The organism is Methylobacterium sp. Ger2507 (genome assembly GCF_055231875.1).
In genome coordinates this window covers 1,636,027-1,658,461 of sequence record NZ_JBUYVC010000001.1, presented here as the reverse complement: position 1 = coordinate 1,658,461, position 22,435 = coordinate 1,636,027, and the positions used below count along the sequence as shown (strand labels likewise).

Annotated in this window: 19 protein-coding genes and 1 pseudogene; 12 read left to right on the top strand and 8 right to left on the bottom strand. The window is 67.3% G+C overall.

The features are described from left to right. Window positions 1–91 precede the first annotated feature (91 nt). Genes ACV7NL_RS07700 through ACV7NL_RS07685 form a run of 4 tightly spaced genes read right to left on the bottom strand, consistent with a single transcriptional unit; the run spans window position 92 to window position 9,444 of the window. The gene (locus ACV7NL_RS07700; RefSeq protein ID WP_056179192.1) at window positions 92–1,588 is read right to left on the bottom strand and encodes an efflux transporter outer membrane subunit; all 1,497 of its coding nucleotides are present in this window, start codon (window positions 1,586–1,588) and stop codon (window positions 92–94) included. Continuing rightward, window positions 1,585–4,872 (bottom strand): efflux RND transporter permease subunit, encoded by a 3,288-nt coding sequence (locus tag ACV7NL_RS07695; protein ID WP_463355330.1) that lies wholly within the window; start codon window positions 4,870–4,872, stop codon window positions 1,585–1,587. Before ACV7NL_RS07695 ends, ACV7NL_RS07700 begins: the two co-directional genes overlap by 4 nt. Next, a complete protein-coding gene (locus ACV7NL_RS07690) occupies window positions 4,869–7,994 on the bottom strand; it encodes an MdtB/MuxB family multidrug efflux RND transporter permease subunit (protein ID WP_463355329.1) in 3,126 nt (1,041 codons plus the stop codon). Before ACV7NL_RS07690 ends, ACV7NL_RS07695 begins: the two co-directional genes overlap by 4 nt. 4 nt (window positions 7,995–7,998) lie before the next feature. Next, the gene (locus tag ACV7NL_RS07685; RefSeq protein ID WP_056483934.1) at window positions 7,999–9,444 is read right to left on the bottom strand and encodes an MdtA/MuxA family multidrug efflux RND transporter periplasmic adaptor subunit; all 1,446 of its coding nucleotides are present in this window, start codon (window positions 9,442–9,444) and stop codon (window positions 7,999–8,001) included. A 748-nt stretch (window positions 9,445–10,192) separates the two neighbouring features. On the opposite strand from ACV7NL_RS07685, the gene ACV7NL_RS07680 reads away from it, so the two are divergent. The 3 genes from ACV7NL_RS07680 (at window position 10,193) to ACV7NL_RS07670 (ending at window position 13,052) form a co-directional block, all read left to right on the top strand. Then, a complete protein-coding gene (locus ACV7NL_RS07680; RefSeq protein ID WP_463355328.1) occupies window positions 10,193–11,350 on the top strand; it encodes an aminotransferase in 1,158 nt (385 codons plus the stop codon). A gap of 90 nt (window positions 11,351–11,440) precedes the next feature. After that, entirely contained in the window at window positions 11,441–11,881 is a 441-nt protein-coding gene (locus tag ACV7NL_RS07675) for a DUF4112 domain-containing protein (RefSeq protein ID WP_463355327.1), read from the top strand. Window positions 11,882–11,918: 37 nt separating this feature from the next. Next, the gene (locus ACV7NL_RS07670; protein WP_056483926.1) at window positions 11,919–13,052 is read left to right on the top strand and encodes an ABC transporter permease; all 1,134 of its coding nucleotides are present in this window, start codon (window positions 11,919–11,921) and stop codon (window positions 13,050–13,052) included. Between the two features lie 17 nt (window positions 13,053–13,069). On the opposite strand, the gene ACV7NL_RS07665 is transcribed toward ACV7NL_RS07670, so the two are convergent. Together ACV7NL_RS07665 and ACV7NL_RS07660 are read right to left on the bottom strand one after the other, a co-directional pair. Continuing rightward, a complete protein-coding gene (locus ACV7NL_RS07665; protein ID WP_056179174.1) occupies window positions 13,070–13,390 on the bottom strand; it encodes a hypothetical protein in 321 nt (106 codons plus the stop codon). A 94-nt stretch (window positions 13,391–13,484) separates the two neighbouring features. Next, window positions 13,485–14,144, bottom strand: a complete 660-nt coding sequence (locus ACV7NL_RS07660) for a transglutaminase-like cysteine peptidase (RefSeq protein ID WP_463355326.1) — start codon at window positions 14,142–14,144, stop codon at window positions 13,485–13,487. A gap of 340 nt (window positions 14,145–14,484) precedes the next feature. Between ACV7NL_RS07660 and ACV7NL_RS07655 the strand changes: the two genes are divergently transcribed. Then, window positions 14,485–14,871: a hypothetical protein gene (locus tag ACV7NL_RS07655; protein WP_463355325.1), complete on the top strand. Its 387-nt coding sequence runs from the start codon at window positions 14,485–14,487 to the stop codon at window positions 14,869–14,871. Window positions 14,872–14,947: 76 nt separating this feature from the next. Here ACV7NL_RS07655 and ACV7NL_RS07650 read toward each other — a convergent pair whose 3' ends face one another. Further along, complete coding sequence (locus ACV7NL_RS07650) at window positions 14,948–15,346, bottom strand: DUF3775 domain-containing protein (RefSeq protein ID WP_056180025.1); 399 nt, start codon at window positions 15,344–15,346, stop codon at window positions 14,948–14,950. A gap of 102 nt (window positions 15,347–15,448) precedes the next feature. Here ACV7NL_RS07650 and ACV7NL_RS07645 point away from each other — a divergent pair, with 102 nt between their 5' ends. The 3 genes and pseudogenes from ACV7NL_RS07645 (at window position 15,449) to ACV7NL_RS07635 (ending at window position 17,514) form a co-directional block, all read left to right on the top strand. Continuing rightward, window positions 15,449–16,240: a DUF429 domain-containing protein gene (locus ACV7NL_RS07645; RefSeq protein WP_247635017.1), complete on the top strand. Its 792-nt coding sequence runs from the start codon at window positions 15,449–15,451 to the stop codon at window positions 16,238–16,240. Window positions 16,241–16,254: 14 nt separating this feature from the next. Continuing rightward, window positions 16,255–16,776 (top strand): annotated as a pseudogene (locus tag ACV7NL_RS07640) (NUDIX hydrolase); the annotation flags it as partial. 66 nt (window positions 16,777–16,842) lie between these two features. Further along, window positions 16,843–17,514 carry a carbonic anhydrase gene (locus ACV7NL_RS07635; protein WP_056484543.1) on the top strand — a complete coding sequence of 224 codons (672 nt, stop codon included), beginning with the start codon at window positions 16,843–16,845 and terminating at the stop codon, window positions 17,512–17,514. A gap of 117 nt (window positions 17,515–17,631) precedes the next feature. On the opposite strand, the gene ACV7NL_RS07630 is transcribed toward ACV7NL_RS07635, so the two are convergent. Then, the gene (locus ACV7NL_RS07630) at window positions 17,632–18,342 is read right to left on the bottom strand and encodes a DUF4142 domain-containing protein (RefSeq protein WP_463355324.1); all 711 of its coding nucleotides are present in this window, start codon (window positions 18,340–18,342) and stop codon (window positions 17,632–17,634) included. A gap of 331 nt (window positions 18,343–18,673) precedes the next feature. Between ACV7NL_RS07630 and ACV7NL_RS07625 the strand changes: the two genes are divergently transcribed. The 5 genes from ACV7NL_RS07625 (at window position 18,674) to ACV7NL_RS07605 (ending at window position 22,412) form a co-directional block, all read left to right on the top strand. Beyond that, complete coding sequence (locus ACV7NL_RS07625) at window positions 18,674–19,531, top strand: universal stress protein (RefSeq protein ID WP_056483910.1); 858 nt, start codon at window positions 18,674–18,676, stop codon at window positions 19,529–19,531. A 93-nt stretch (window positions 19,532–19,624) separates the two neighbouring features. Further along, window positions 19,625–20,224: a hypothetical protein gene (locus ACV7NL_RS07620; protein WP_056179155.1), complete on the top strand. Its 600-nt coding sequence runs from the start codon at window positions 19,625–19,627 to the stop codon at window positions 20,222–20,224. Between the two features lie 98 nt (window positions 20,225–20,322). Beyond that, entirely contained in the window at window positions 20,323–20,922 is a 600-nt protein-coding gene (locus ACV7NL_RS07615; RefSeq protein ID WP_247635018.1) for a hypothetical protein, read from the top strand. A gap of 105 nt (window positions 20,923–21,027) precedes the next feature. Next, on the top strand, window positions 21,028–21,633 hold the full coding sequence (locus ACV7NL_RS07610) for a cytochrome b/b6 domain-containing protein (protein WP_247635078.1): 606 nt from the start codon (window positions 21,028–21,030) through the stop codon (window positions 21,631–21,633). Next, window positions 21,633–22,412: a molybdopterin-dependent oxidoreductase gene (locus tag ACV7NL_RS07605; protein ID WP_463355323.1), complete on the top strand. Its 780-nt coding sequence runs from the start codon at window positions 21,633–21,635 to the stop codon at window positions 22,410–22,412. Before ACV7NL_RS07610 ends, ACV7NL_RS07605 begins: the two co-directional genes overlap by 1 nt. Window positions 22,413–22,435 lie beyond the last annotated feature (23 nt).

Genomic DNA, 22,435 nt, shown 5'->3' with positions numbered 1-22,435 from the left:
AATCCGCTCGTCAACCTGCGGCATCGCGGCACGTTCCGGCCAAGGTCGTGACAGATCGCACAGGCTGCCACGGATCGCTCGGCACCGGCCCCTACTCGTCCATGCGGACGGCCTGCCCGGAATCCACCGGCAACCGGGCTTCCTTCAGTTCCTCGCCGGTTGGCAGGCTGCGCACGTCCCAGCCACCGCCCAGGGCGCGGATCAGCGAGACGGCGGTGGTGAAGCGGTTGAGCCGGATCTGGAGGGCCGTGACCTCGTTGTTGAGGGCGAGCGCCTGCGCGGTGACCACGGTGGTGAAGTTCTGCGTGCCGGCCCGGTACTCGTTGAGGGTGATCTCCACGGCGCGGCGGGCGGAGGCCAAGGCCTCGTCCTGGGCCACCTGCTGGCGGGCGAGGATCCGCACGCCGGCCAGTCCGTTCTCGACCTCCGAGAAGGCTGTCAGCACCGTCTGACGGTAATTCGCGACGCTGGCGTCGTAGGCCGCACGGGTGATGCGCAGGGCTGCCGCGCGCGCGCCTCCGTCGTAGAAGACCTCGGACCCGGCGGCCGCCACCGACCAGACCTGGTTTGCGGCCGAGAACAGACCGTTCGCCGGGTTGCCGGAGATGCCGCCCGAGGCCGACAGCGTCACGGTCGGATAGAACGCCGCCACGGCGACACCGATCTGCTCGCTCTGGGCCTGAACGTTGCGTTCCGCCTGGGCCACGTCCGGGCGCCGCTCGAGCAGCCCAGAGGGGATGCCGACCGGAACCCCGGGCGGACGCGCGGCCAGCGGCGCCACCGGGAGGCTGAGCTCCGACGGTGGCCGGCCGACCAGCAGCGCGATGGCGTGTTCGAAGGTGGCGCGCTGCAGACCAACGGCGATGGCCTGAGCCTGGGTGGTCTGCAGCTGGGTCTGCGCCGTGATCACGTCGGAGCGGGCTGCGACCCCGGCATTGTACTGGTTCTCGGTGATTGCGAGGCTTCTCTTGTAGCCCTCGATATTCTCGTTGAGCACGCGCTGGAGCGAATCCTGGTAGCGCAGCGTGAGATAGTTGGTGGCAAGCTCGGATTGCAGCGTCAGGCGCACGAGGGCGAGTTCGGCGGCGGTGGCCTGGGCGGTCGCGACCTCGCTCTCGATGTTGCGGCGGATGCGGCCGAACAGGTCGAGTTCCCAGCTCGCCTGCCCCTGGAGCGACACGTTGGTGCGCTCGATGCCGATGGTGCGGGACCGCGAGATGCTGGGGGCGCCGGTCACCGTGGGAAACAGCGCGGCGCGGGCCTGGGCAACGAAACCGCGTGCCTGCTCGTAGGCCGCCACCTGGGCCCGAAGACTCTGGTTGTCGACGTCGACGAGGCGGATCAACCGGTCGAGGGTGGGATCGCGAAACACCCGCCACCAGTCGCCGCGCTCGGCCCCGTCGTTGGGCGCGGCCGGGCGCCAGCCCTTGCGGCTCGCCACAGAGGCGGCACTGTCCTCGCGGGTGCCGCCCTGCTTGAACGCCAGCGGTGTCTCCACCGAGGGACGCGAATAGTCCGGCCCGACCATGCAGCCGGAGAGGAGTCCGGCGAGACCCAGCGTCGTCAAAAGTTCGGGGCGCAGCCTCATTCGGCCGGGCTCAGCGCGGTGCCGTCCGCCGGCGCGCGGCGGCGCAGCCGGTCGAGATACAGGTACACGACGGGGGTGGTGTAGAGGGTCAGGATCTGGCTCACGATCAGGCCGCCGACGATGGCGATGCCGAGGGGCCGGCGCAGTTCGGAGCCCTCCCCGCCGGCGAGGATGAGGGGCAATGCACCGAGCATCGCGGCGAGCGTTGTCATCATGATCGGGCGGAAGCGCAAGAGGCAGGCCTCGAAGATCGCATCCTGCGGGGAGGCTCCGTGCGTACGCTCGGCATCGAGGGCGAAGTCGATCATCATGATCGCGTTCTTCTTGACGATGCCGATGAGCAGGAAGACCGCGATCAGCGCGATGACGGTGAATTCGGTGCCGGAGACGAGAAGTGCCAGCAGAGCACCGATGCCGGCCGAGGGCAGCGTCGACAGGATCGTGATGGGGTGGATGAAGCTCTCGTAGAGGATTCCGAGAATCGTATAGACCGCCAGCAGCGCGGCCAGGATCAGCAAGGGCTGGCGTGAGGACGATTCCTGGAAGCTCTTGGCCGAGCCTGCGAACTCGCCGTGGATGGTGGCAGGCAGGCGCAGATCGGTGATCGCCTGCTCGATGGCGGCGGTGGCATCGGACAGGCTCTTGCCGGGCACGAGATTGAACGAGACCGTGGTGGCGACGAACAGGCCCTGGTGGCTCACCTGCACAGGCGCGTTGCCGGTCTCCAGGCGGGCGAAGGCCGAAAGCGGAATCATGGTCTCCTTGGCACTCGAGACCGGCGCGCTCGACGAGGCGCCGCCCTTGCCGCCCGCGATGGCGTTGGCGGCCGCGTTCCGGGCGGAGTCGGTCGCGATGCTGGCGGCCGTCGCATCGGCCGTCGCCGCCGTACCCGCGGCGGCCGGGGCACCCGCCACCGTGCCCGCCACCGCGTTGGTGGTGGCCGAACCCCGGGCCTTGCCGCCCGAGGTCGAGACGTAGAGCATCTTCAGGGTGTCGGGGCTCTGGAGGTAGCGCGGCGCGATCTCCATCACGACGTGATATTGATTGAGGGGATTGTAGATCGTCGAGACCTGACGCTGGCCGAAGGCGTCGTAGAGCGTGTTGTCGATCTTGTCCGGAGTCAGGCCGTAGCGGAAAGCCGTGACCCGATCGATGACGAGGCGGCTTTCGAGACCGCCCTCCTGCTGGTCCGAGGTGACGTCCCCGAAGATCGGGTTCTTCTGCAGCGCCTGAACCAGCTTCGGCGCAGCGGCATAAAGCTCTTCCGCCGTGTCGCCCTGAAGGGTGTACTGGTATTGGGCGAAGCTCTGGCGGCCGCCCATGCGCAGATCCTGGCGCGGAAACAGGTAGAGCCGGGCACCGGCGACACGGGACAGCTTCGGGCGCAGGCGCGCCATCACGGCGGTGATCGAATCGCGCTCGCCCCGGGGCTTGAGGCCCACGAAGACGTTGGCCGAGTTGGTGCCGCGCCCGCCGGTGAAGCCCACGACGCTGTCGACCGCCGGGTCGGCCTGCACGATGGCGGTGGCCTGCTCCAGCTTCTGCTTCATCGATTGAAACGAGATGCGCTGGTCGGCCTGGATGCCGCCCATCATCTGTCCCGTATCCTGCTCGGGGAAGAAGCCCTTCGGCACGATGATGTAGAGGTAGACGTTCAGGCCCACGGTCGCGAGCAGCGAGAGGGCCACCAGACGACGATGGCGCAGGGCGATGCGCAGGGTGCGTTCGTAGCCCCTCAGCATCCCGTCGAATCCGGCCTCCAGGACGCGCACGAACCCGTTCGGCCGCACGGCCTGATGAGGTGCCTCGCGCCGCAGCAGCAGCGCGCACATCATCGGCGTGGTGGTGAGCGAGAGCACCAGCGAGATGAGGATCGCCAGCGACAGCGTGACGGCGAATTCCTGGAACAGGCGCCCGACGATGCCGCCCATCAGCAGAATCGGCAGGAACACCGCGATGAGCGACAGGCTCATGGAGATGACGGTGAAGCCGACTTCGCGTGAGCCGAGAAGGGCCGCCTCGACCCGGGGCCTGCCCTTCTCGATGTGGCGCTGGATGTTCTCCAGGACCACGATGGCGTCGTCGACCACGAAACCCGTGGCGATGATCAGCGCCATCAGCGACAGGATGTTGAGGCTGTAATCGAGCAGGTACATCGCCGAGTAGGTGCCGACGATGGAGATCGGTACCGCCACCGCCGGGATCAGCGTGGCGCGGCCCGAGCGCAGGAACAGGAACACCACGAAGACGACGAGGACGACCGCGATCAGCAGCGTCTCCTCGGTCTCGGCCAGGGAGGCCCGGATGGTGGCGCTGCGGTCGCCCGTGACCATGAGGTCGATGTCACCCGGAAGCGCCGCCTTCACCTGCGGGATCGCGGCCTTCAGCCCCTTGATCGTGTCGACGACGTTGGAGCCTGGCTGCTTGTAGATGAACAGGATCACGCCCGGCTTGCCATTGACGAGGCCGAGGTTGCGCCGGTCCTCCACCGAGTCCTCGATCTGGCCGACATCGGTGAGACGCACGGCGGCGCCGTTGCGATAGGCGACGACGAGATCCCGGTAGTCGGCCGCCACCCGGCCCTGGTCGTTGGCATAGAGCTGGTAGTGACGCGTCTCGGTCTCGATGGCGCCCTTCGGCGAATTCGCGTTGGCGGATGCGAGCGCCGCGCGGATGCCCTCGAGTCCGATCCCGTAATTGAACAAAGCCGTCGGATCGAGCTCGACCCGCACCGCCGGGAGCGAGGAGCCTCCGATGTCGACGTTCCCGACCCCGGGAAGCTGGGACATCTTCTGCTGCACCACCGTGGCGGCGGAATCGTAGAGTTGCCCCGGCGTCAGGGTATCGGAGGTCAGGCCCAGGATCAGGATCGGCGCGTCGGCCGGGTTGAATTTCCGATAGGTGGGATTCGACCGGAGCGCCGTCGGCAGATCGGCCCGGGCGGCGTTGATCGCCGCCTGGACGTCCCGGGCCGCGCCGTCGATGTCGCGGTTGAGCCCGAACATCAGGACGAGGCGGACCGAACCCAGCGAACTCGTCGAGGTCATCTCGGTGACGTCCGCGATGGCGCCGAGGCGGCGTTCCAGGGGCGCCGCCACGGTGGTTGCCATGGTCTCGGGCGAAGCGCCGGCCATCTGCGCCTGGACCAGGATGACGGGAAAATCCACCTGCGGCAGCGGCGCCACCGGCAGCTTCAGGAAGGCGAAGATGCCGGCGAGCAGCACGCCGATGGTCAGCAGCGTGGTGGCGACCGGCCGCCGGATGAACGGCTCGGAGACGTTCACGGCAGCGCCTCGACGCTGTCGGCCCCGCCGGCGCGGCGGCCGGACAGGCGGCGCTCCAGGCGATCGAAGGCGAGGTAGATCACCGGCGTGGTGAACAGGGTCAGCACCTGGCTGACGATGAGGCCACCCGCGATGACGATACCGAGTGGCTGGCGCAGTTCCGAGCCGACGCCGGTGCCGACGATCAGCGGCACCGCCGCGAACAGGGCCGCCAGCGTCGTCATCAGGATCGGCCGGAAGCGCAGGATGCAGGCCTCGTAGATCGCGTCGCGCGGAGTCATGCCTTCCTCGCGCTCCGCCTGGAGCGCGAAGTCGATCATCATGATGGCGTTCTTCTTCACGATGCCGATGAGGAGCACGATGCCGATGATCGCGATGATGTCGAGGGAGAGCCCGAACAGCATCAGCCCGATCAGCGCCCCGATCCCGGCCGAGGGCAGCGTCGACAGGATGGTGATCGGGTGGATGAAGCTCTCGTAGAGCACGCCGAGCACGATATAGACGGTCACGATGGCGGCCAGCACCAGGAAGAGCTGGTTCGAGAGCGCCGACTGGAAGGCGAAGACCGAGCCCTGCGGTACGACGCGGAAGCTCGGCGGCAGGTCGATCGACTGACGGGCCGCCTCCACCGCCGTGACCGCGTCGCCGAGGGCTGCTCCGGGGGCGAGGTTGAACGACACCGTGGTGGCGGGGAACTGGCCGAGATGGCTGATCAGCAAGGGGGCCCGCCGTTCGCTCACCCGCGCCACCGCCGAGAGCGGGACCTGGCCTGCGGCCACGGTCGAGGACGGCAGGTAGATGTGGTCCAGGCTCTCGATGGTCTTGTGCAGGTCGGGATCGGCTTCGAGGATGACCCGGTACTGGTTCGACTGGGTGAAGATGGTCGAGATGATGCGCTGGCCGAAGGCGTCGTAGAGGGCGTTGTCGACGGTGGCCGGGGTGATGCCGTAGCGGCCGGCGGTGGGGCGGTCGATGGTGATGTAGGCCGCCAGCCCGCTCGCCTGCAGGTCGCTTGCCACGTCCATCAGCAGCGGGGAGGCCTGCAGCGCCCGCACGAAGCGCGGGACCCAGGTCTCGAACTCGGTCAGGTTCGGGTTCTCCAGGATGACCTGGTACTGCGTCGCCCCGACCGCCGTGTCGATGGTGAGGTCCTGCACCGACTGCAGGTAGAGGCGGATGCCCGCGACATTGGTCGTGGCTGCCTTGAGCCGCTCGATGATCTCGGGCGCGCGGGCGATGCGCTGATCCTGCGGCTTCAGGTTGATCAGGAAGCGTCCGGAATTCAGGGTCACGTTCTGGCCGTCGACTCCGATGAAGGAGGACAGGCTCTGCACATCCGGGTCTTTCAGCACGATGGCGGCGAGCTTCCGCTGGCGCTCGGCCATGGCCGCGTAGGAGACGGTCTGGTCGGCCTGGGTCACGCCCTGGATGACGCCGGTATCCTGCACCGGGAAGAACCCCTTGGGGATCACAACGAACAGGTAGGCGGTGAGCGCGATCGTACCGAGGGTGACGATCAGCGTCAGCGTCTGGTGGCGCAGCACCACCCGCAGCATGCGGCCATAGCCTGCGATGATTCCGTCCATGAAGCGGCGCGCGCTGCGCGCGATGAGTCCCTCGTGACGGTCCTGGGCACCGGGCACGTGCGCCTTCAGCAGGCGCGCGCACAGCATTGGCACGAGGGTGAGCGAGACCACCGCCGAGATGATGATGGTGGCGGCCAACGTGATGGCGAATTCATGGAACAGGCGCCCGACCACATCGCCCATGAACAGGAGCGGGATCAGCACGGCGATCAGCGAGACCGTGAGCGAGATGATGGTGAAGCCGATCTCGCGGCTGCCCTTGAGCGCGGCCTCCAAGGGCGAGTCGCCCTCCTCCACGTGGCGGGCGATGTTCTCGATCACCACGATGGCGTCGTCGACGACGAAGCCGGTGGCGATGGTGAGAGCCATTAGCGACAGGTTGTCGAGGGAGAAGCCGTAGAGATCCATCACCGCCAGGGAGCCGATCAGGGAGAGCGGCACCGACAGGCTCGGGATCAGGGTCGCCGAAACGCTGCGCAGGAAGAGGAAGATCACCAGCACCACGAGGCCGATGGCCAGCGCCAGTTCCACCTGGACGTCGTGGACCGAGGCACGGATGGTGGTGGTGCGGTCGGTAAGCACGGTGACGCCGATGGCGGCCGGCAGAGTCGCCTGAAGCTGGGGCAGCAGCGCCTTGATCTTGTCGACGGTACTGATGACGTTGGCGCCGGGCTGGCGCTGAATGTTCAGGATGACTGCGGGCGTCTCGTCCATCCAGGCACCGAGCTTGGTGTTCTCGGGACCGTTGACCACGTCGGCGACGTCCGAGAGCCGGACCGGTGCGCCGTTCTTGTAGGCGATGATCGCATCGTCATAGGCCTTCGGGTCGCGGATCTGGTCGTTGGCGTTGATGGAATAGGACTGTGTCGGCCCGTCGATGGTCCCCTTGGGGGTGTTGACGTTGAGGTTGGTGACCGTGGTGCGCAGGTCGTCGATGTTGAGGCCATAGGCCGCCAGGGCGCGAGCGTTGAAGCGGATGCGTACGGCGGGGCGTTGCCCACCGCCGGTGCTGACGAGGCCGACGCCGGCCACCTGAGAGATCTTCTGGGCCAGTCGCGTCTCGGCCAGATCGCGCACTTCCGTGAGCGGCAGGGTCTTTGAGGTGAGCGCCAGGGTCAGGATCGGTGCGTCGGCCGGGTTGACCTTGGCGTAGATCGGGGGCGCCGGGAGGTCGGAGGGCAGCAGGTTGCCGGCCGCATTGATCGCGGCCTGGACCTGCTGCTCGGCGATGTCGAGGGCGAGATCCAGGCTGAATTGCAGGGTGATGACGGAGGCGCCGGCCGAACTCTGCGACGTCATCTGGTTAAGGTTGGCGAGCTGTCCGAACTGCCGCTCCAGGGGGGCCGTCACCGCCGAGGTCATCACCTCCGGGCTCGCGCCCGGATAGAAGGTCTGGATCTGGATCGTCGGGTAATCGACCGACGGCAGCGCCGAGACCGGCAGGTTCAAATACGACACCATGCCGACCAGCAGGATCGCCAGCATGAACAGCGTGGTGGCGACGGGCCGCAGAATGAAGAGGCGGGACGGATTCATCGGCTCATTGCGCCTCGGCCGGACGTTGCCGGCGGCGCTCGCGTTTCTGGCCTTCGGGCGCGACGGCATCCGCCTTGGCGGCATCGGGCTTGGCGCCCTCCGTCACCGGCGCGGCGGCCGGCATCGCGGCCCCATCGGCGGTCGGGCGATTGCCAGGCGCGCCGGTCCGAGTCTTGCCGGCCTCCTCGGTGATGCGCACGGGGGCGTTGTCACGCAGACGATCGGTGCCGTCGACGACCACGCGGTCGCCGACGCTCAAGCCCTCGGTGACCACCGTCCGCGGGCCGTCCGCCTCGCCGAGCTTGACCGGGCGGACCACCACCTTGTCGTCCCCCTGCAGCAGGTAGACGTAGGTGCCCGGGGTACCGCGCAGGATCGCCGCGGTCGGAACGATGGGCGCGTCGCGCACGGTATCGACCACGAGCTTGGCGTTGACGAACTGATTGGGGAACAGCGCGTCGTCCTGATTCTCGAAGATCGCCCGCAGCTTCACCGTGCCGGTGGTGGTATCGATCTGGTTGTCCACGGTGTCGAGGACGCCGGTGGCGATGATGTTGGTGTCACCCCGGTCGTAGGCCGTGACGGCGAGCTTGGCGCCGGAGCGCACGCGGCGCATCACCCGCGCGACGTCGTCCTCCGGCAGGGTGAAGACCACCGAGATCGGGTGGAGCTGGGTCACCACCACGATGCTGGTCGAGGCAGCCGTGATGTAGTTGCCCTGATCGATCTGGCGCAGGCCGACGCGTCCCTCCACCGGCGAGACGATGCGGGTGTAGGTGATGTTGAGCTTCTGCTGGTCGACGAGGGCCTGGTCGGCCGCCACCGTACCCTCGTTCTGCTTGACGAGGGCGCCTTGCGTGTCGACGTTCTGTTTCGAGATCGAATCCTGTTGAGAGAGCCGCTGGAAGCGGGCGAGATCGAGTTTGGAATTCTGCAGCAGCGCCTGATCCCGCATCAGTTGGCCCTGGTACTGGGCGAGCTGAGCCTCGTAGGGGCGCGAATCGATCTGGGCGAGGAAATCGCCCTTCTTGACGGTCTGACCCTCGCGAAAGCCGATCTCCGTGAGATAGCCGCTGATCTGCGAGCGCACCGTGACGGTGGCGAGCGGCGTCACCGTGCCGAGGCCCGCCAGCACGATCGGGACGTCGCCGGGCGCGACCGTAGCGATGCCGACCGCCTGGGGCGGCTCGGCATGGCCGCCGCGTCCACCCGAACCCTTGCCGCGCCCGGGCGCGGTAGCGACTTGAGTCTCCGACTTCGGAGCGAGGTAGAAGCGATATCCGGCATAGCCGGCGCCTGCCAGGATCAGGAGCAGGATGAACCAGAAGCGAGCCCGGCTGCGGCGCCCGACGGGCGGTGCAACGGGCGTCTCCCGCGGGCGCGCGTCGCCAGGCAGCGTTCCCGGGTACTCGCGCGCTGTCTCGGTGCGGATGGGCGAGGTTTCATTCATGGCGTAGCGATCATGGCGTGTTGCAGCCGGCGTTGCGAGCGGGAGATTCGGCGGACTCTCACGAGACACGCGGATTCGACCACCAGTCCATTCGGAACCGCCGGCCCGCTCGTGCGGAGACAGCAACCACGGATGCTCCGGGTCGACGTCAGATAAGACCGGCGCGCGCCCCGGGCCAGGATCGGGCAACGTCGCACCCGGCTCGCACCACCGGCCGGTGCGGAACGTATCCCGAGCAGGGATACGGAATTCGTTGCCCCGGCCGGTCCCACGTCATCATGGCAGTCGCGACACGGCATGCGACGGGTTCTACTAGACCAATACGACGCCAGTACGGCCTTCCCGTTTCCACGATATTGCTGGCGCGCCGGTCTTCAACGAGGGCCCGCAACGGGCGATCGAACATCCGGCAGGCGAGAAGACGGGCGGGTTGGCAATCCCCCGCAAGGTGAGCCTGAAATTGACACGAAAGAGGCCGTCGCTGGGGTGAGCGACGGCCTCTTCTCGTAACGGACCGGAGCGGCAACGACACAAGCCCGGAACGAGGGGGCGAAGTCCCGTGCTGGCGATCGCCGCTCCAGCCGTGAACCGAAACCTAAGTGATGGGTGATGAAAGTCAACAATCGTCAGGTAGCGGTGAGCAGACCGGCGGGGAAGGCGTGCGAAGACGCACATTTCGTCCGGATGGGCGAGCGTGCTACGCCTCCGGCTTCCGCGTCATTCCCGTTGTCTTCGAACCCAGCGTCTCATGAATCCCGTCCTTGCCGATCTGCCGACGACGATCTTCACGGTCATGTCGGGCCTCGCCCGGGACCTGAACGCGATCAATCTCGGCCAGGGCTTTCCCGACGACCCCGGCCCGGAGGATGTCCGCCGGAGAGCGGCCGAGGCGGTTCTGCACGGTGACAACCAGTATCCGCCGATGATGGGCCTGCCCGAGTTGCGCCGGGCGATCGCGACCCATTACGCACATCACCAGGACCTCGACCTCGACCCGATGTCCGAGGTGATGGTGACCTCGGGTGCCACCGAGGCGATCGCAGCATCGCTGTTCGCCCTGATCGCGCCGGGCGACGAGGTGGTGCTGTTCGCTCCCCTCTATGACGCCTACCTGCCGCTGGTGCGCCGGGCCGGAGGAATCGCCCGGATTGTGCCGTTGCAGCCGCCGCATTTCCGGCTCGATGCGGCGGCCCTCGCGGAGGCCTTTTCGGACCGGACGAAACTCGTCATCCTCAACAATCCGCTCAATCCCAGCGCGACGATCTTCGGGCGCGAGGATCTGGCGCTGCTCGCATCCTTCTGCACCCGGCACGACGTGATCGCGGTCTGCGACGAGGTCTGGGAGCATATCGTCTTCGACGGAGCGCGCCATATCCCCCTGATGGCGCTTCCCGGCATGCGCGACCGGACCATCAAGATCGGCTCGGCCGGCAAGATCTTCGGCCTCACGGGCTGGAAGGTCGGCTTCGTGATGGCGGCCGCCCCCCTCCTGCGCGTCGTGGCCAATGCCCACCAGTTCCTCACCTTCACGACGCCCCCGGCACTGCAGACGGCGGTGGCCTACGGCCTCTCCAAGGAGGACGCTTCCTTCGCGGCGATGCGCGCCCGCTTCGCGCACTCCCGCGATCGCCTGACGGCAGGCTTGAGCGAACGCGGATTTCGTGTCCTGCCCTCCCACGGCACCTATTTCCTCAATGTGGACCTCGCGCCGCTCGGCTGCGACGATGACGTCGCGTTCTGCGACACGCTGGTACGCCAGCACGGTGTCGCCGCGGTCCCGATCAGCACGTTCTATCCCGATGCCTCGGTGCGCCATCTCGTCCGGCTGTGTTTCGCCAAAGCCGACGATGTCCTGGACCGGGCCCTCGACCGGCTCTCGGCCGTCGCGCGGCCTGCAGCCCGATGAAACGGTTCATGCAGACGGCGCTTGCGGGCGTGCGACGCCGGGGCCACATCACCGTTCATGACAACGCCGCGCATCGCCCGGAGCCCGACCATGGACTTCACTCAGACCGCCGGTGCCACGACCCGCTTTCGCGCCAAGGCGGACGATCGGGAGGCGACGCTGCTGCGCCTGGAGGCGTTCGCGCACCTGATGGATTCCGCCTTCGTAATCCCGGGCATCAACCGGCGCGTGGGCATCGACGCCCTGGTCGGACTGGTTCCCGTGGTCGGCGATGTGGCCGGGATGCTGCTGGCCTCCTACATCGTGGTGGAAGCGCGTCGCCTCGGGGCCCCGCGCTGGCTAATCGCCCGGATGGCGCTGAACATCGCGGCCGATGGAGCGCTCGGAGCGGTGCCCCTGGCCGGAGACCTGTTCGACGCGGCCTTCAAGGCCAATCGCCGCAACGTCCGCCTGCTGCGCCGCCATCTCGAGCGCCATGGCGGTCTGCGCCCGAACGAGATCGAGGGCACGGCGACGCGCATCGACGGCTGAGCGGCCTCTCGGTGAGCGGCAGCAAACGGGGCGCCCGATGAACGAGGTCGCGCGACCCGAGAGGACTCAGGCCGTCGCCCTGCCGCTGCCGCCCCGCGGTCTGTCGCCGCTCAATCGGCGACGGCTCGCCAATTTCCGGCGCAATCGGCTTGGCTACTGGTCCTTCCTGATTTTCTCCGCCCTGTTCGTGACCAGCCTGTTCGCCGAGTTCATCGCGAACGATCGCCCTTTGGTGGTCTCCTACAAGGGCGAGATCCTGTTCCCGGTCCTGATCGACTATCCGGACGAGAAGTTCGGTGGGTTCTATGCCCGCCCGAACTACCGCTCGGCCGAGACCCGCAAGGAGATCGCCGATCACGGCTGGGCGATCTGGCCTCCGATCCCCTATTCCTACGACACCATCATCGACGGCTTGCCGACCCCCTCCCCGTCGCCGCCGACCTGGATGCTGACGGAGGCCCAGTGCCAGAATGTCGGGAAGTCGTGCTCCGAACTCGAGACGCACTGGCTCGGCACCGACAACACCACGCGCGACGTGCTGGCCCGCATCATCTACGGCTTTCGCATCTCGGTGCTGTTCGGGCTGATCCTGGCCCTGATCTCCTCGGCGATCGGCGTCGTTGCGGGAGCGGTCCAAGGTTATTTCGGCGGCTGGGTCGATCTGGCGCTGCAACGGTTCATCGAGGTGTGGAGCGGAATTCCGACCCTCTACCTCATCATCATCATCTCGGCCTTCATTGAGCCCGGCTTCTTCATCCTGCTCGGTATCCTGCTGCTGTTCTCGTGGGTGTCCCTCGTGGGCGTCGTGCGCGCGGAATTCCTGCGAGCCCGCAACTTCGAGTACGTTCGCGCCGCACGGGCCCTTGGGCTGTCGAACATCCGCATCATGAGCCGGCACCTGCTGCCCAACGCGATGGTGGCGACGCTGACCTTCCTGCCCTTCATCCTCAACGGATCGATCGGGACGCTGACGTCGCTCGACTTCCTCGGCTTCGGGCTCCCCCCCGGCTCGGCGTCGCTCGGAGAGTTGCTGGCGCAGGGCAAGGACAACATACAGGCGCCCTGGCTCGGCCTGACCGGCTTCTTCGTCGTGGCGGTGATGCTGAGCCTGCTGGTGTTCGCCGGCGAGGCCGTGCGGGATGCCTTCGACCCGCGGAAATCTTTCCGCTGAGATCTGCGCGTGGGCCGTCAGAGCGGGCGCTGGCGTCCGCCGTCGAGAAGCCAGTCCTTGGCGCGCAGGAGCAGGGCCGGGCGGACGCGGGCGACGTCGTCACCGTCGACCAACGGTGAGACCGACAGAGCGGCGAGATAGGCCTGCTCGCTTTGTCGGCAGGTCCGCAGCGCAGCATCCGCCGCGATGATGCGGCTGGCGATCGCGGCCTGGAGGGCAAAGTTTCGCTGCAGGCATGAACGCCACGCGGCATGGCGATCGGGCACGGCCGCACCATCCTGCGCCACGGCGGACGACATCATCAGGAGTAGCAGGAGCGCGGTGGGGCGGATCGTCATGAGGCGGGGCTTCCCGAACGGGCGCACCCTCGCGTGACCACGCTTAACCGTGAGTTAAAGGATCGCGTTGTCCACAATCCCGAACCGGGACCACTCAGCGGTTGGCGGTGGTGACTGGCGACATGGCCCGACCAAGGGACACCCAGGCGACAGTATCCTGACTCTCACGCTTGATGAAGGTGTAGCCGGTCTGGCGCCAGGGCAGGATCGCACTCGTCTTGTTATCGAGAATGATGTCGCCCCGGTCGGTGATGAGGGTGAGCACGGCGTGGCCCTCGCCCTTCTCGTCGATGACCACGGTCATCCGCATGGCGCGGCGCGGTAGGCCCATCTCGGCCAGGAGCTTGCGCTTGAGGAGTTGGAAATCCTCGCAGTCGCCGGAGCCGTCCTCGGCTAGGTCCCACCGGTCGGCGACATGGAGGTGATCCATGTCAGTGACGGCCACCAGAGACTTGTTCACCCGGCGGTTGACCGCGACGATGGCGCTCCAGACCGCCGCCGTCAGGGTGATCTGGGTCGGCTCGGCGGTATTCACGGCGCATTCGCCGGCATAGGTCGCGCAGAAATCGACCCAGGCGGCGATGGGACGGGTCTGGACACCGGCGCTGATGGCGCTCGGAACGGTCGGCAGCGAAGCCAGGGTCTGCGCACCGGCGCCGGAGCCGGCGAGCAGGCCGGCCAACAGGGTGGCGGCGCCGATGGCAGCACGGCGGACCGTCCGGGCCGAGAAACGCTGGGAAAACCCGTACCGCATGACCGCCCTTGGCCTCGTTAAGCTTCTGTTAACGAATGTCCCACGGCCGGCGTTGCACGACAATCGGCGGGTTAAGAAAAGGTTAACGGTGTGGATGATGGGGGTAACGGCTCCCGCGACCGGCGCCCCAACGGTTCGCGGTTGCGGTTCGCCGTCCGCGACAGGCCGGCGCATTCGGCTGAGATGAGCGAGCAAGTCGTCCGGGCAGAATCCCAGAGGCGACGCTTGGGGTCGGTCGGTGGCGGTTTCCAGCGGGAAACGCCGCGGTCGCTTGTCACCGCGGGCCACGGCTCCATTTTCTCGACGGAGGGTGGTGGATCACGAAGACGAGGCTTCGACGATGGACCCAGATCACGCTGTTCGGGCCGGTCGCCCGCAGGTGGCGCCGCTCGCGCTCGCTGCGATCCTCTCGGCCGGGCTTTCGATGCCCGTGTCGGCCCAGGACCTGCCCTACATCGACCCGGCGCGAGGCACCCTATTGATCCATGGAAATTACTGCGGACCCGGCAATCGGAGTCCAAGGCCCCCGATCGACGCCCTCGATCTCGCCTGCATGCATCACGACAGCTGTTCGCCGCCGCGCGGGAAAATCCCCACCTGCGCCTGCAACGACCGACTCCATCGCGAGGCCGAGGCGGTTTCGCTCGATGCGAGGCAGCCGCAAAGCCTGCGTGAGACGGCCGGTTTCGTCGCCGATACCGCCCTGGCATTGCCCTGCCAGCCGTGAAACGCTGCAGGTCCCGGACGGCTGCTCGGGCTAGGGCCGGTCTCGCTGATGCGGGACCGGTCCGGCTGTTTCGTCGTCAGGCCTGCGGCAGGTCCGGCGTGATCCCCAGATTGGCGAGCCCCTCATCGAGGAGATCGCCCGCGTTGGGGATGCCCAGGATCTCGTGGGCGGCGCCCTCCCCGGCCGCTTCGCGCTCGCGGGCGAACCGGACCGCGTCGGCCCATTCCTCCGGCTCCATGTCGCCACGCCCGATGTAGAGAAGGGCGAGCAGGTCGGCGCGCTCGTCATCGTTGAGGGCGCCGATCATGGCGCTCAGCTCCTCTTCGGTCGCATCGTCGGTGCCGGACACGAGCACGTCGGTGGCGCCGTCATCGATGGGATTGGAACCGGAATCGGGGTCAGTCGGCCCTTCCTTCACATCGATGGCCCGAACCCGCAGGATGATCTCGGTGACCTTGTCGACGGCGATGTCCATGAAAGCAGTCCTGTTTCGGCGGTCGCCGGCAGCGGCGGCCTTGAGCAGCGACAACGAGCCAAGCTCGATCCGGTTCGCGTGGCCGTATCCAGGGTCGCTCCGATGACGTGCTGGATCGGCGGCCTCGACGGCTGCCGTGGGGCCTGGGCCGGTGTCCTTCTCGATCTCGACGACCCGGCGCGCTACCGCGCCGCGCGTTTTGACCAAGTTGCCGACCTTCTCGACGCCCCCGAGGCGCCGCTTCGCGTCGGGATCGACATTCCGATCGGCCTGGACACCCACGTCGTTGCCGGCGGACGCGTTGCCGACCGGGCCGCCCGGGCCATGCTCGGATCGGGTCGCGCCAGCGTCTTTCCGGTGCCGGCCCGGTGCGCGGTCTACGCAGCGACCTACGCGGAGGCCAAGGCCCTGTCCCGCTCGAACAGCACGCCGCCCTTCGCGCCCTCGATCCAGTGCTGGAACATCCTGCCCTATATCCGTGAGGTCGATGCACTCCTCGATCGCCGGCCCGAACTGGGCATACGCCTGCACGAGGTCCATCCCGAGATCGCGTTCCGCCAACTCAATGGTGGGCGGGGCCTGGCGGCTGGAAAGAAGGGACCGGGGCGCCAGCAGGGCTTGGCCGAACGTCGAGCCTTGCTGGCCACTGCGGGCCTTCCGGAAGGCCTGATCGCCGCCCGTCCGCCCGGTGTCGGTGCCGACGATCATCTCGACGCGCTGGCAGGCCTCGTCGTGGCCCGCGATCTTCTGGACAACCGGGCCATCCCCCTGCCCGATCCGCCAGGACGAGACGATCGCGATCTGCCGATCGTGATCTGGATGCCGGCCGTTCCAACGGGTACGCCCCTGGCTCCTTTGGATTTCCCTGGTAAAGCGGGAAAGGACAGCGAATAACCAAGGAGTTGATCGTGACGCAGGACTCCTCCGTGACGCCGAACCTTCCGGTTCGCGATATCGCCCGAGCCTTGGTGTTCGATCCCGATGACCGCCTTCTACTGATCGCCTACGAAGCGGTGCGCCCGATCGATCCCGCCGCGCCCGAGGCACGCACCTTCTGGTTCATGCCCGGCGGCGGGCTTGAGCCGGGTGAGACGCACGTCGAAGCCTGCCGGCGCGAGCTTTCGGAAGAGATCGGCGTGACCGATTCCGCGATCGGCCCCCAGGTCGCATCCTGCGATGGCCCGTTCCACCTGTTCAAGACCCCGCGCTTCGCACGCGAGCGCTACTTCGTCGTCCGCCTGCCCGATGCCACCGTGGACACGAGCCGCCTCGCCGAGACCGAGGACAATCCGGTGCTCGGAACCCGCTGGTGGACCCTCGACGAACTGGAATCCACCGCCGAGCGGATCGAACCGGCCGGCCTCGTGCAAGTCGCCCGGGACGTCGTCGCCGGGCGGAGGCCGGCCTCTCCCGTTGCCCTTGCCTGGCAATCACCCTCATCCGGCATGCCCCATGAAGGCCAGCCCTCCACCGACACGCCAACAGAGGATTCCCGCATGTTCCCAGAGACGCTCAAATCCGGCTACCGCTCCTTCATCGACGGACGCCTCCCCGACGAAGCCAAGCGCTACGCCAAGCTGGCGCAGGGCCAGAGCCCGGAAGTGTTGATGATCAGCTGCTGTGACAGCCGCGTCTCGCCGGAAGTGATCTTCGATACCGGACCGGGCGAACTCTTCGTCATCCGCAACGTCGCCAACATCGTGCCGCCCTGCGAAACCGGCGGTGATTTTCACGGCACCTCTGCGGCGATCGAGTTCGCCGTGCAGGGGCTGGAGGTGAAGCACATCGTGGTGCTGGGGCATGCCAGCTGCGGCGGCATCAAAGCCTACGCCAACCCCTCGGCACCGCTTTCAAAGGGCGATTTCATCGGCAAGTGGGTGTCGCTCGTCGGTGCGGCCGCCGAGAAAGCCGGCGATCAGAGCGGGCCGGACTACCTGACCCGGCTCGAATACGCGATGGTCGCGCAGAGCCTCGAAAACCTGATGACCTTCCCGTTCGTGCGCAGTCGGGTGATGAGTGGGCGGCTGGCCCTGCACGGAGCCCATTTCGGCATCGCGCGCGGTGAATTGCTGCTGCGCGATCCGGATACCGGCGTCTTCAAGCCCGCGATCGACCGGGAGGGGCGCAGCCTCAGCCCGACCTCGCTGATTGGCTGTTTCCAGTCCTGACAGGACCCGCCAGCCACCCTGGCGAATACGAAAAAAGACGTCGAGCCCCGGGGCTCGACGTCTTTTTTTCCGGTCATTCACCGGGAAACCGCGTCCCGGAGCTGAAGACCCGCTGGTTCAGCGGGCGCCCGGCAGGCGCTGGGCCATCTGGTAATGCGACTGCAGAACTGGAAGGGCCTGCTCGGCATGGGCGCGCAGAGCGGGGTTCGGGCCGGAGGCGGCGTAGGAACGGAACATGCCGATCGTCATCTCGTGCGACTGGACCTGCATGCTACCGTAGAGACGGTCGAAGCGCGGGCCTGCCGGAGTTTGCGACAGCTCGGAGAGCATCGCCTGCTGCTGCGGGTTCGGTTGGATGAGGGTGGTCCCGGCTGTCGTATCGACGTCGCCGGTGAAGGCACGGCTACCGGCGGCGGCACCGCGAGCCGCACCGCTTCCGATCCCCTCCACGCCCCCGACCGGTCCGCCGCTCAGGGTACCGCCGACCACACCGGTCGCAATCCCGGTCGCGGCACCGACGGCACCACCGGCCACGGCGAGCGGTGCCGTGACCAAACCGCCAAGCCCCTCGTTGCTGCGAGCGGCCGCGTAATTGCCCTCGCCGCCGGCCAGCGCCACGTTGGCGGCGCGGTGATCGCGGATCGCCTCGCGGGCGAAGCGCAGAACCTGCGGATTCCGGCTCTTGTTGAGTGCGATCTGGCTCGACTGAATCTCGAAGGCGTTGGCCTGCATGGCCTCCATGCGGAAGTCACCCTGCATACCCTGCGCGAAGGCCGGTGCGGACAGAGCAGCCATGACAGCCGTGAGAGCGAAAGTCTTCTTGATCATGCGTTCCTCAATGCGAACAGTCAGAAGCGGCAGCACACACTACGAATTGTATAGGCATAGAGGAGCGCTGACCGGCTACGATTGCTGGGCCAACGACCCAAGATGAATTCAGTTCCCGTCTCGAACTGGATTATTCGGCAGCTTCGCAAGCGAGAGGTCGATCTTCCAAATGGTCAAGCTTTTCGGCAAGTAAACTTAAGATGCTCGGTTTTCCCGCCGGAGATGGGATCCCATGGAGAAAACCCTGTGTGGTCATGCCATCGGAGTTTTCCGAGATCGCGTTTCGCACTAGCCTAACGGGCATTCGTGCCGTTGCGAGAAAGGCTCCGCGATGAAGACCCTGCTCGTTCCCGTTGCCCTCCACGATGCCCTGCCCTCCGTTTTCGAGACCGCCATCCTGACCGCACGGCGGTTCGGCAGCCTCATCGAAGGCGTGTCCCTGCGCCCTGCCCTCGCGGAGTACGTCCCCGTCGACATGGTCGGGGGAATGACCTGGCTGCGCGACGAAGAGGCGGACAAGGTCGAGGCCGAGCGCGCCGGAAACCAGTTCATCGACTTCATGACCAAGGCCGGTGTTCCCCTGGCCCCCGAGGGTCCGTGCAATCCGGAGGTTCTGGCCGCCGGTCCACGTTATCGCTGGCGGGCCGACGTGCCGGCCGGCGACGGTTTTCTTGGCCAACATGCCCGCCTGTTCACCGCCACGGTGGTGGGTCGGCCCGGCACCGAGGACGGGGCTCCGCGGATGACCACCTTCGAGACCGCCCTGTTCGAGAGCGGTCGGCCCATCCTGCTGGCCCCTCCGATCGCCCCAGCCACCCTCGGGGATGCGATCCTGATCGCCTGGAACGGCTCGACCGAGACCGCCCGGGCCGTCGCCTTCGCCATGCCGTTCCTCCGTCAGGCCCAGCGCATCCGCGTTATCAGCGTCGAGGGCGGCACGGTCCCGGGACCGACAGCCGAGGACCTTGCGCGCGCCCTCGCGTGCGAGGGCATCTCCGCTGATTTCCGGGCCTACTCGGCCGGACGACGCACGCCGGGCGAGGTCTATCTCGCGGAGGCCGAAGCCTTCGGCTGCGATCTTCTGATCAAGGGGGCCTATACCCAGAGCCGGCTGCGCCAGATGATCTTCGGTGGCCCGACGAGCCATCTCCTGACGCACGCGGCCATTCCCATGCTGATGGCACACTGACGCATCCGGGTCGCGCGCAATTGACTTGCGCGCTGGACAAAGGGAAGGCAGCGTCTCCACCGCCGGCCGGTGCCGGTTGCCAGGAGTCTCTGCATGAAGTCGCTGACCGTCGCCCTCGCCCTGTCCGGCCTCGCTTTCAGCCTGCCGGTCCGAGCCGATTCGCCCGTGGTCCGTATCCGGGGCACGATCGAGGCGGTGGACGGCGCGAGCGTGACCATTAAGCCGCGCCTCGGCGCCCCCGTGCAGGTGAAGCTCGGCGACTCGCTCCGGGTCGCGACCGCCAACAGCGCCAAGATCGGCGACATTCAGCCGGACAGCTACATCGGGACCGCGGCCACGCCGCAGCCGGACGGCACCCTGAAGGCCCTCGAAGTCGCGGTCTTCGCACCGAGCATGCGTGGAACCGGTGACGGTCACTATCCGTGGGATCTCGAAAAGGAGAACACCATGACCAACGGCGCGGTGGGCGCCCTCTCGGGAACCACCGACCGGACGATCACGGTGACCTACAAGGGTGGCGAGAAGACCATCACGGTGCCGGAGGGCGTCCCGGTCGTGGCGCTTGCGCCTGGCGATGTCAGCAAGATCAAGCCGGGCGCCCGGGTCGTCGCCTTCACCAAGGCGGATGCCGGCGGCGTCGCCGTGGCGGACCGGATGATCGTCGGCGAAAACGGCACCGTTCCGCCGATGTAACCGGGGCTGCAGCTCGGTCGAAAGCCTCGCAGAAACCCGCAGCCGCCGGGTGGCGGCGGACCCAAAGCGTCCGCCCAAGATCAACCAGGAAAAACGCCATGATGAAGACGCTGCTGGCCGGCCTGACGCTCGGCCTCGCGCTTGCCGCCGCGCCAGCGCACGCCGCCGATGTGGTGCGCTATCGCGGCACGATCGAGTCCGTCGAGGGGTCGACGGTGACGATCAAGCCCCGGATGGGTGAGACCAAAACCGTGATCTTCGGAGACGACACCAAGATCCTGGCCGCCAGCACCGGCAAGCTGTCCGACATCAAGTCGGAGAGCTACATCGGTACCGCCGCCATCCCGCAGCCTGACGGCACCCAGAAGGCCCTACAGGTCACGGTCTTCGCCTCGTCGCTCCGCGGCACCGCCGATGGCCACTATCCGTGGGATCTCGGCTCCAATTCGACCATGACCAACGGCGCCATCGGCAGCCTGTCCGGCACCGAGGGACGCACCCTGCTGGTCAAGTACCAGGGTGGCGAGAAGAAGGTGATGGTGCCGGAAGACGTGCCCGTGACCCTGGTCGATCCGGGCGAGAAGAGCATCGTGGTGCCGGGCGCCAAGGTCGTGGCCTTCACCAAGGCGGGCGCCGACGGCAAGCTCAATGCTGCCGTCCTGATCGTTGGCCGCAACGGCACCGTCCCGTCGATGTGATTGCTACCTCGCCCCGCCGGCATCCCCCGGCGGGGTCGGCCCGAGATATTGGCCTAAGCTGCTGAGGTCCTGTTGACGATCGCTCCCGAAACACCCTCGCGCCTCATGGTGATCCATCCCCTCGTGGTGCGGATCACCCATTGGATCAACGCGGTCGCGGTGTTCTGCATGCTGTTCAGCGGCTGGGCGATCTACAACGCGTCGCCGCTCTTCCCCTTCGTGTTCCCGAAATGGGCGACCCTTGGCGGCTGGCTCGGCGGCGCCCTCGCCTGGCACTTCGCCGCGATGTGGCTCTTCGCCCTGAACGGTCTGGCCTACATCGCCTACGGCGTCCTCGCCCGGCACTTCGCCACCGCCTTCCTGCCCCTCAGCCCCGGCGCGGTCTGGCGCGACGCCCGGGCGGCCCTGCGGCTCCGGCTGAGCCACCGGATCGGGCGCTACAACGCCGTCCAGCGACTCGCCTACCTGATCGCGATCGTGCTGGGCCTGCTCCTCGTCGCCTCCGGCTGCGCCCTGTGGAAGCCCGTACAGTGGCAGACCCTGGCGAACCTGTTCGGCGGGTACGAGTGGGCCCGGCGAGTCCATTTCGGCGCCATGGCGGGTCTTGGCGCCTTCATCCTCCTGCATCTTGCCCTCGTGGTGGTCGTGCCGAGCACGCTGCTGGCGATGATCACCGGTCGTGCTCGCATCTCCGAGGAAACCGTCCGCTGATGACCCGCGATCCCGATACCGCCGCCCGGCTGAAGGCCCTGCGCAGGGACATCGCCCCGGAACTCGCCAGTCTGGAGCGCCGCATGCTCCTGCGCGGCGGCCTCTCGGTTGGCGCCCTGACGCTCCTATCCGGCTGCGACCTCTCCACGGGAAGCAACGGCACCCTGGCCGACCGGGTGCTCTGGGCCATGTCGCGGGCCAACGACCGGGTCCAGCAATGGCTGTTCGACCCGGCGACCCTGGCCCCCACCTACCCGGCCTCGATGATCGATACGCCGTTCCGCTTCAACGCCTATTACCCCCCGGACAACATTCCGGAGATCGACGAGGCGACCTGGACGCTCGAGGTTACCGGCCTCGTCGCCGACAAGGCGCCCTGGACGCTGGCGAAGCTGCGGTCCCTGCCGCAGGAGAGCCAGATCACCCGCCACATCTGCATCGAGGGCTGGAGCCAGATCGGCCAGTGGAGCGGCGTGCCGCTGCGGAGCTTCCTGGAGCGAAGCGGCGCCGACCTCACGGCGAAGTATGTCGGCTTCAAGTGCGCCGACCGCTATTACGGCAGCCTCGACATGCCGAGCGCCCTGCATCCGCAGACGATCCTGGCCCTCGACTTCGCCGGCCAGCCCCTGGCTCCCGAATACGGCTATCCACTCCGCGTCCGGGTGCCGACGAAGCTCGGCTTCAAGAGTCCCAAGCACATCGCGGCGATCTTCGTCACCAACGACTATCCGGGCGGCTATTGGGAGGACCAGGGCTACAATTGGTTCAGCGGGATCTGACGGCGGCCCTCGCATCGGCTACG

Excerpts from the sequence above, each read along its gene's own strand:
- ACV7NL_RS07700 (WP_056179192.1), bottom strand. The coding sequence starts at position 1,588 with ATGAGGCTGCGCCCCGAACTTTTGACGACGCTGGGTCTCGCCGGACTC.
- ACV7NL_RS07690 (WP_463355329.1), bottom strand. The coding sequence starts at position 7,994 with ATGAATCCGTCCCGCCTCTTCATTCTGCGGCCCGTCGCCACCACGCTG.
- ACV7NL_RS07685 (WP_056483934.1), bottom strand. The coding sequence starts at position 9,444 with ATGAATGAAACCTCGCCCATCCGCACCGAGACAGCGCGCGAGTACCCG.
- ACV7NL_RS07680 (WP_463355328.1), top strand. The coding sequence starts at position 10,193 with ATGAATCCCGTCCTTGCCGATCTGCCGACGACGATCTTCACGGTCATG.
- ACV7NL_RS07675 (WP_463355327.1), top strand. The coding sequence starts at position 11,441 with ATGGACTTCACTCAGACCGCCGGTGCCACGACCCGCTTTCGCGCCAAG.
- ACV7NL_RS07670 (WP_056483926.1), top strand. The coding sequence starts at position 11,919 with ATGAACGAGGTCGCGCGACCCGAGAGGACTCAGGCCGTCGCCCTGCCG.
- ACV7NL_RS07665 (WP_056179174.1), bottom strand. The coding sequence starts at position 13,390 with ATGACGATCCGCCCCACCGCGCTCCTGCTACTCCTGATGATGTCGTCC.
- ACV7NL_RS07660 (WP_463355326.1), bottom strand. The coding sequence starts at position 14,144 with ATGCGGTACGGGTTTTCCCAGCGTTTCTCGGCCCGGACGGTCCGCCGT.
- ACV7NL_RS07655 (WP_463355325.1), top strand. The coding sequence starts at position 14,485 with ATGGACCCAGATCACGCTGTTCGGGCCGGTCGCCCGCAGGTGGCGCCG.
- ACV7NL_RS07650 (WP_056180025.1), bottom strand. The coding sequence starts at position 15,346 with ATGGACATCGCCGTCGACAAGGTCACCGAGATCATCCTGCGGGTTCGG.
- ACV7NL_RS07645 (WP_247635017.1), top strand. The coding sequence starts at position 15,449 with ATGACGTGCTGGATCGGCGGCCTCGACGGCTGCCGTGGGGCCTGGGCC.
- ACV7NL_RS07635 (WP_056484543.1), top strand. The coding sequence starts at position 16,843 with ATGTTCCCAGAGACGCTCAAATCCGGCTACCGCTCCTTCATCGACGGA.
- ACV7NL_RS07630 (WP_463355324.1), bottom strand. The coding sequence starts at position 18,342 with ATGATCAAGAAGACTTTCGCTCTCACGGCTGTCATGGCTGCTCTGTCC.
- ACV7NL_RS07625 (WP_056483910.1), top strand. The coding sequence starts at position 18,674 with ATGAAGACCCTGCTCGTTCCCGTTGCCCTCCACGATGCCCTGCCCTCC.
- ACV7NL_RS07620 (WP_056179155.1), top strand. The coding sequence starts at position 19,625 with ATGAAGTCGCTGACCGTCGCCCTCGCCCTGTCCGGCCTCGCTTTCAGC.
- ACV7NL_RS07615 (WP_247635018.1), top strand. The coding sequence starts at position 20,323 with ATGATGAAGACGCTGCTGGCCGGCCTGACGCTCGGCCTCGCGCTTGCC.
- ACV7NL_RS07610 (WP_247635078.1), top strand. The coding sequence starts at position 21,028 with ATGGTGATCCATCCCCTCGTGGTGCGGATCACCCATTGGATCAACGCG.
- ACV7NL_RS07605 (WP_463355323.1), top strand. The coding sequence starts at position 21,633 with ATGACCCGCGATCCCGATACCGCCGCCCGGCTGAAGGCCCTGCGCAGG.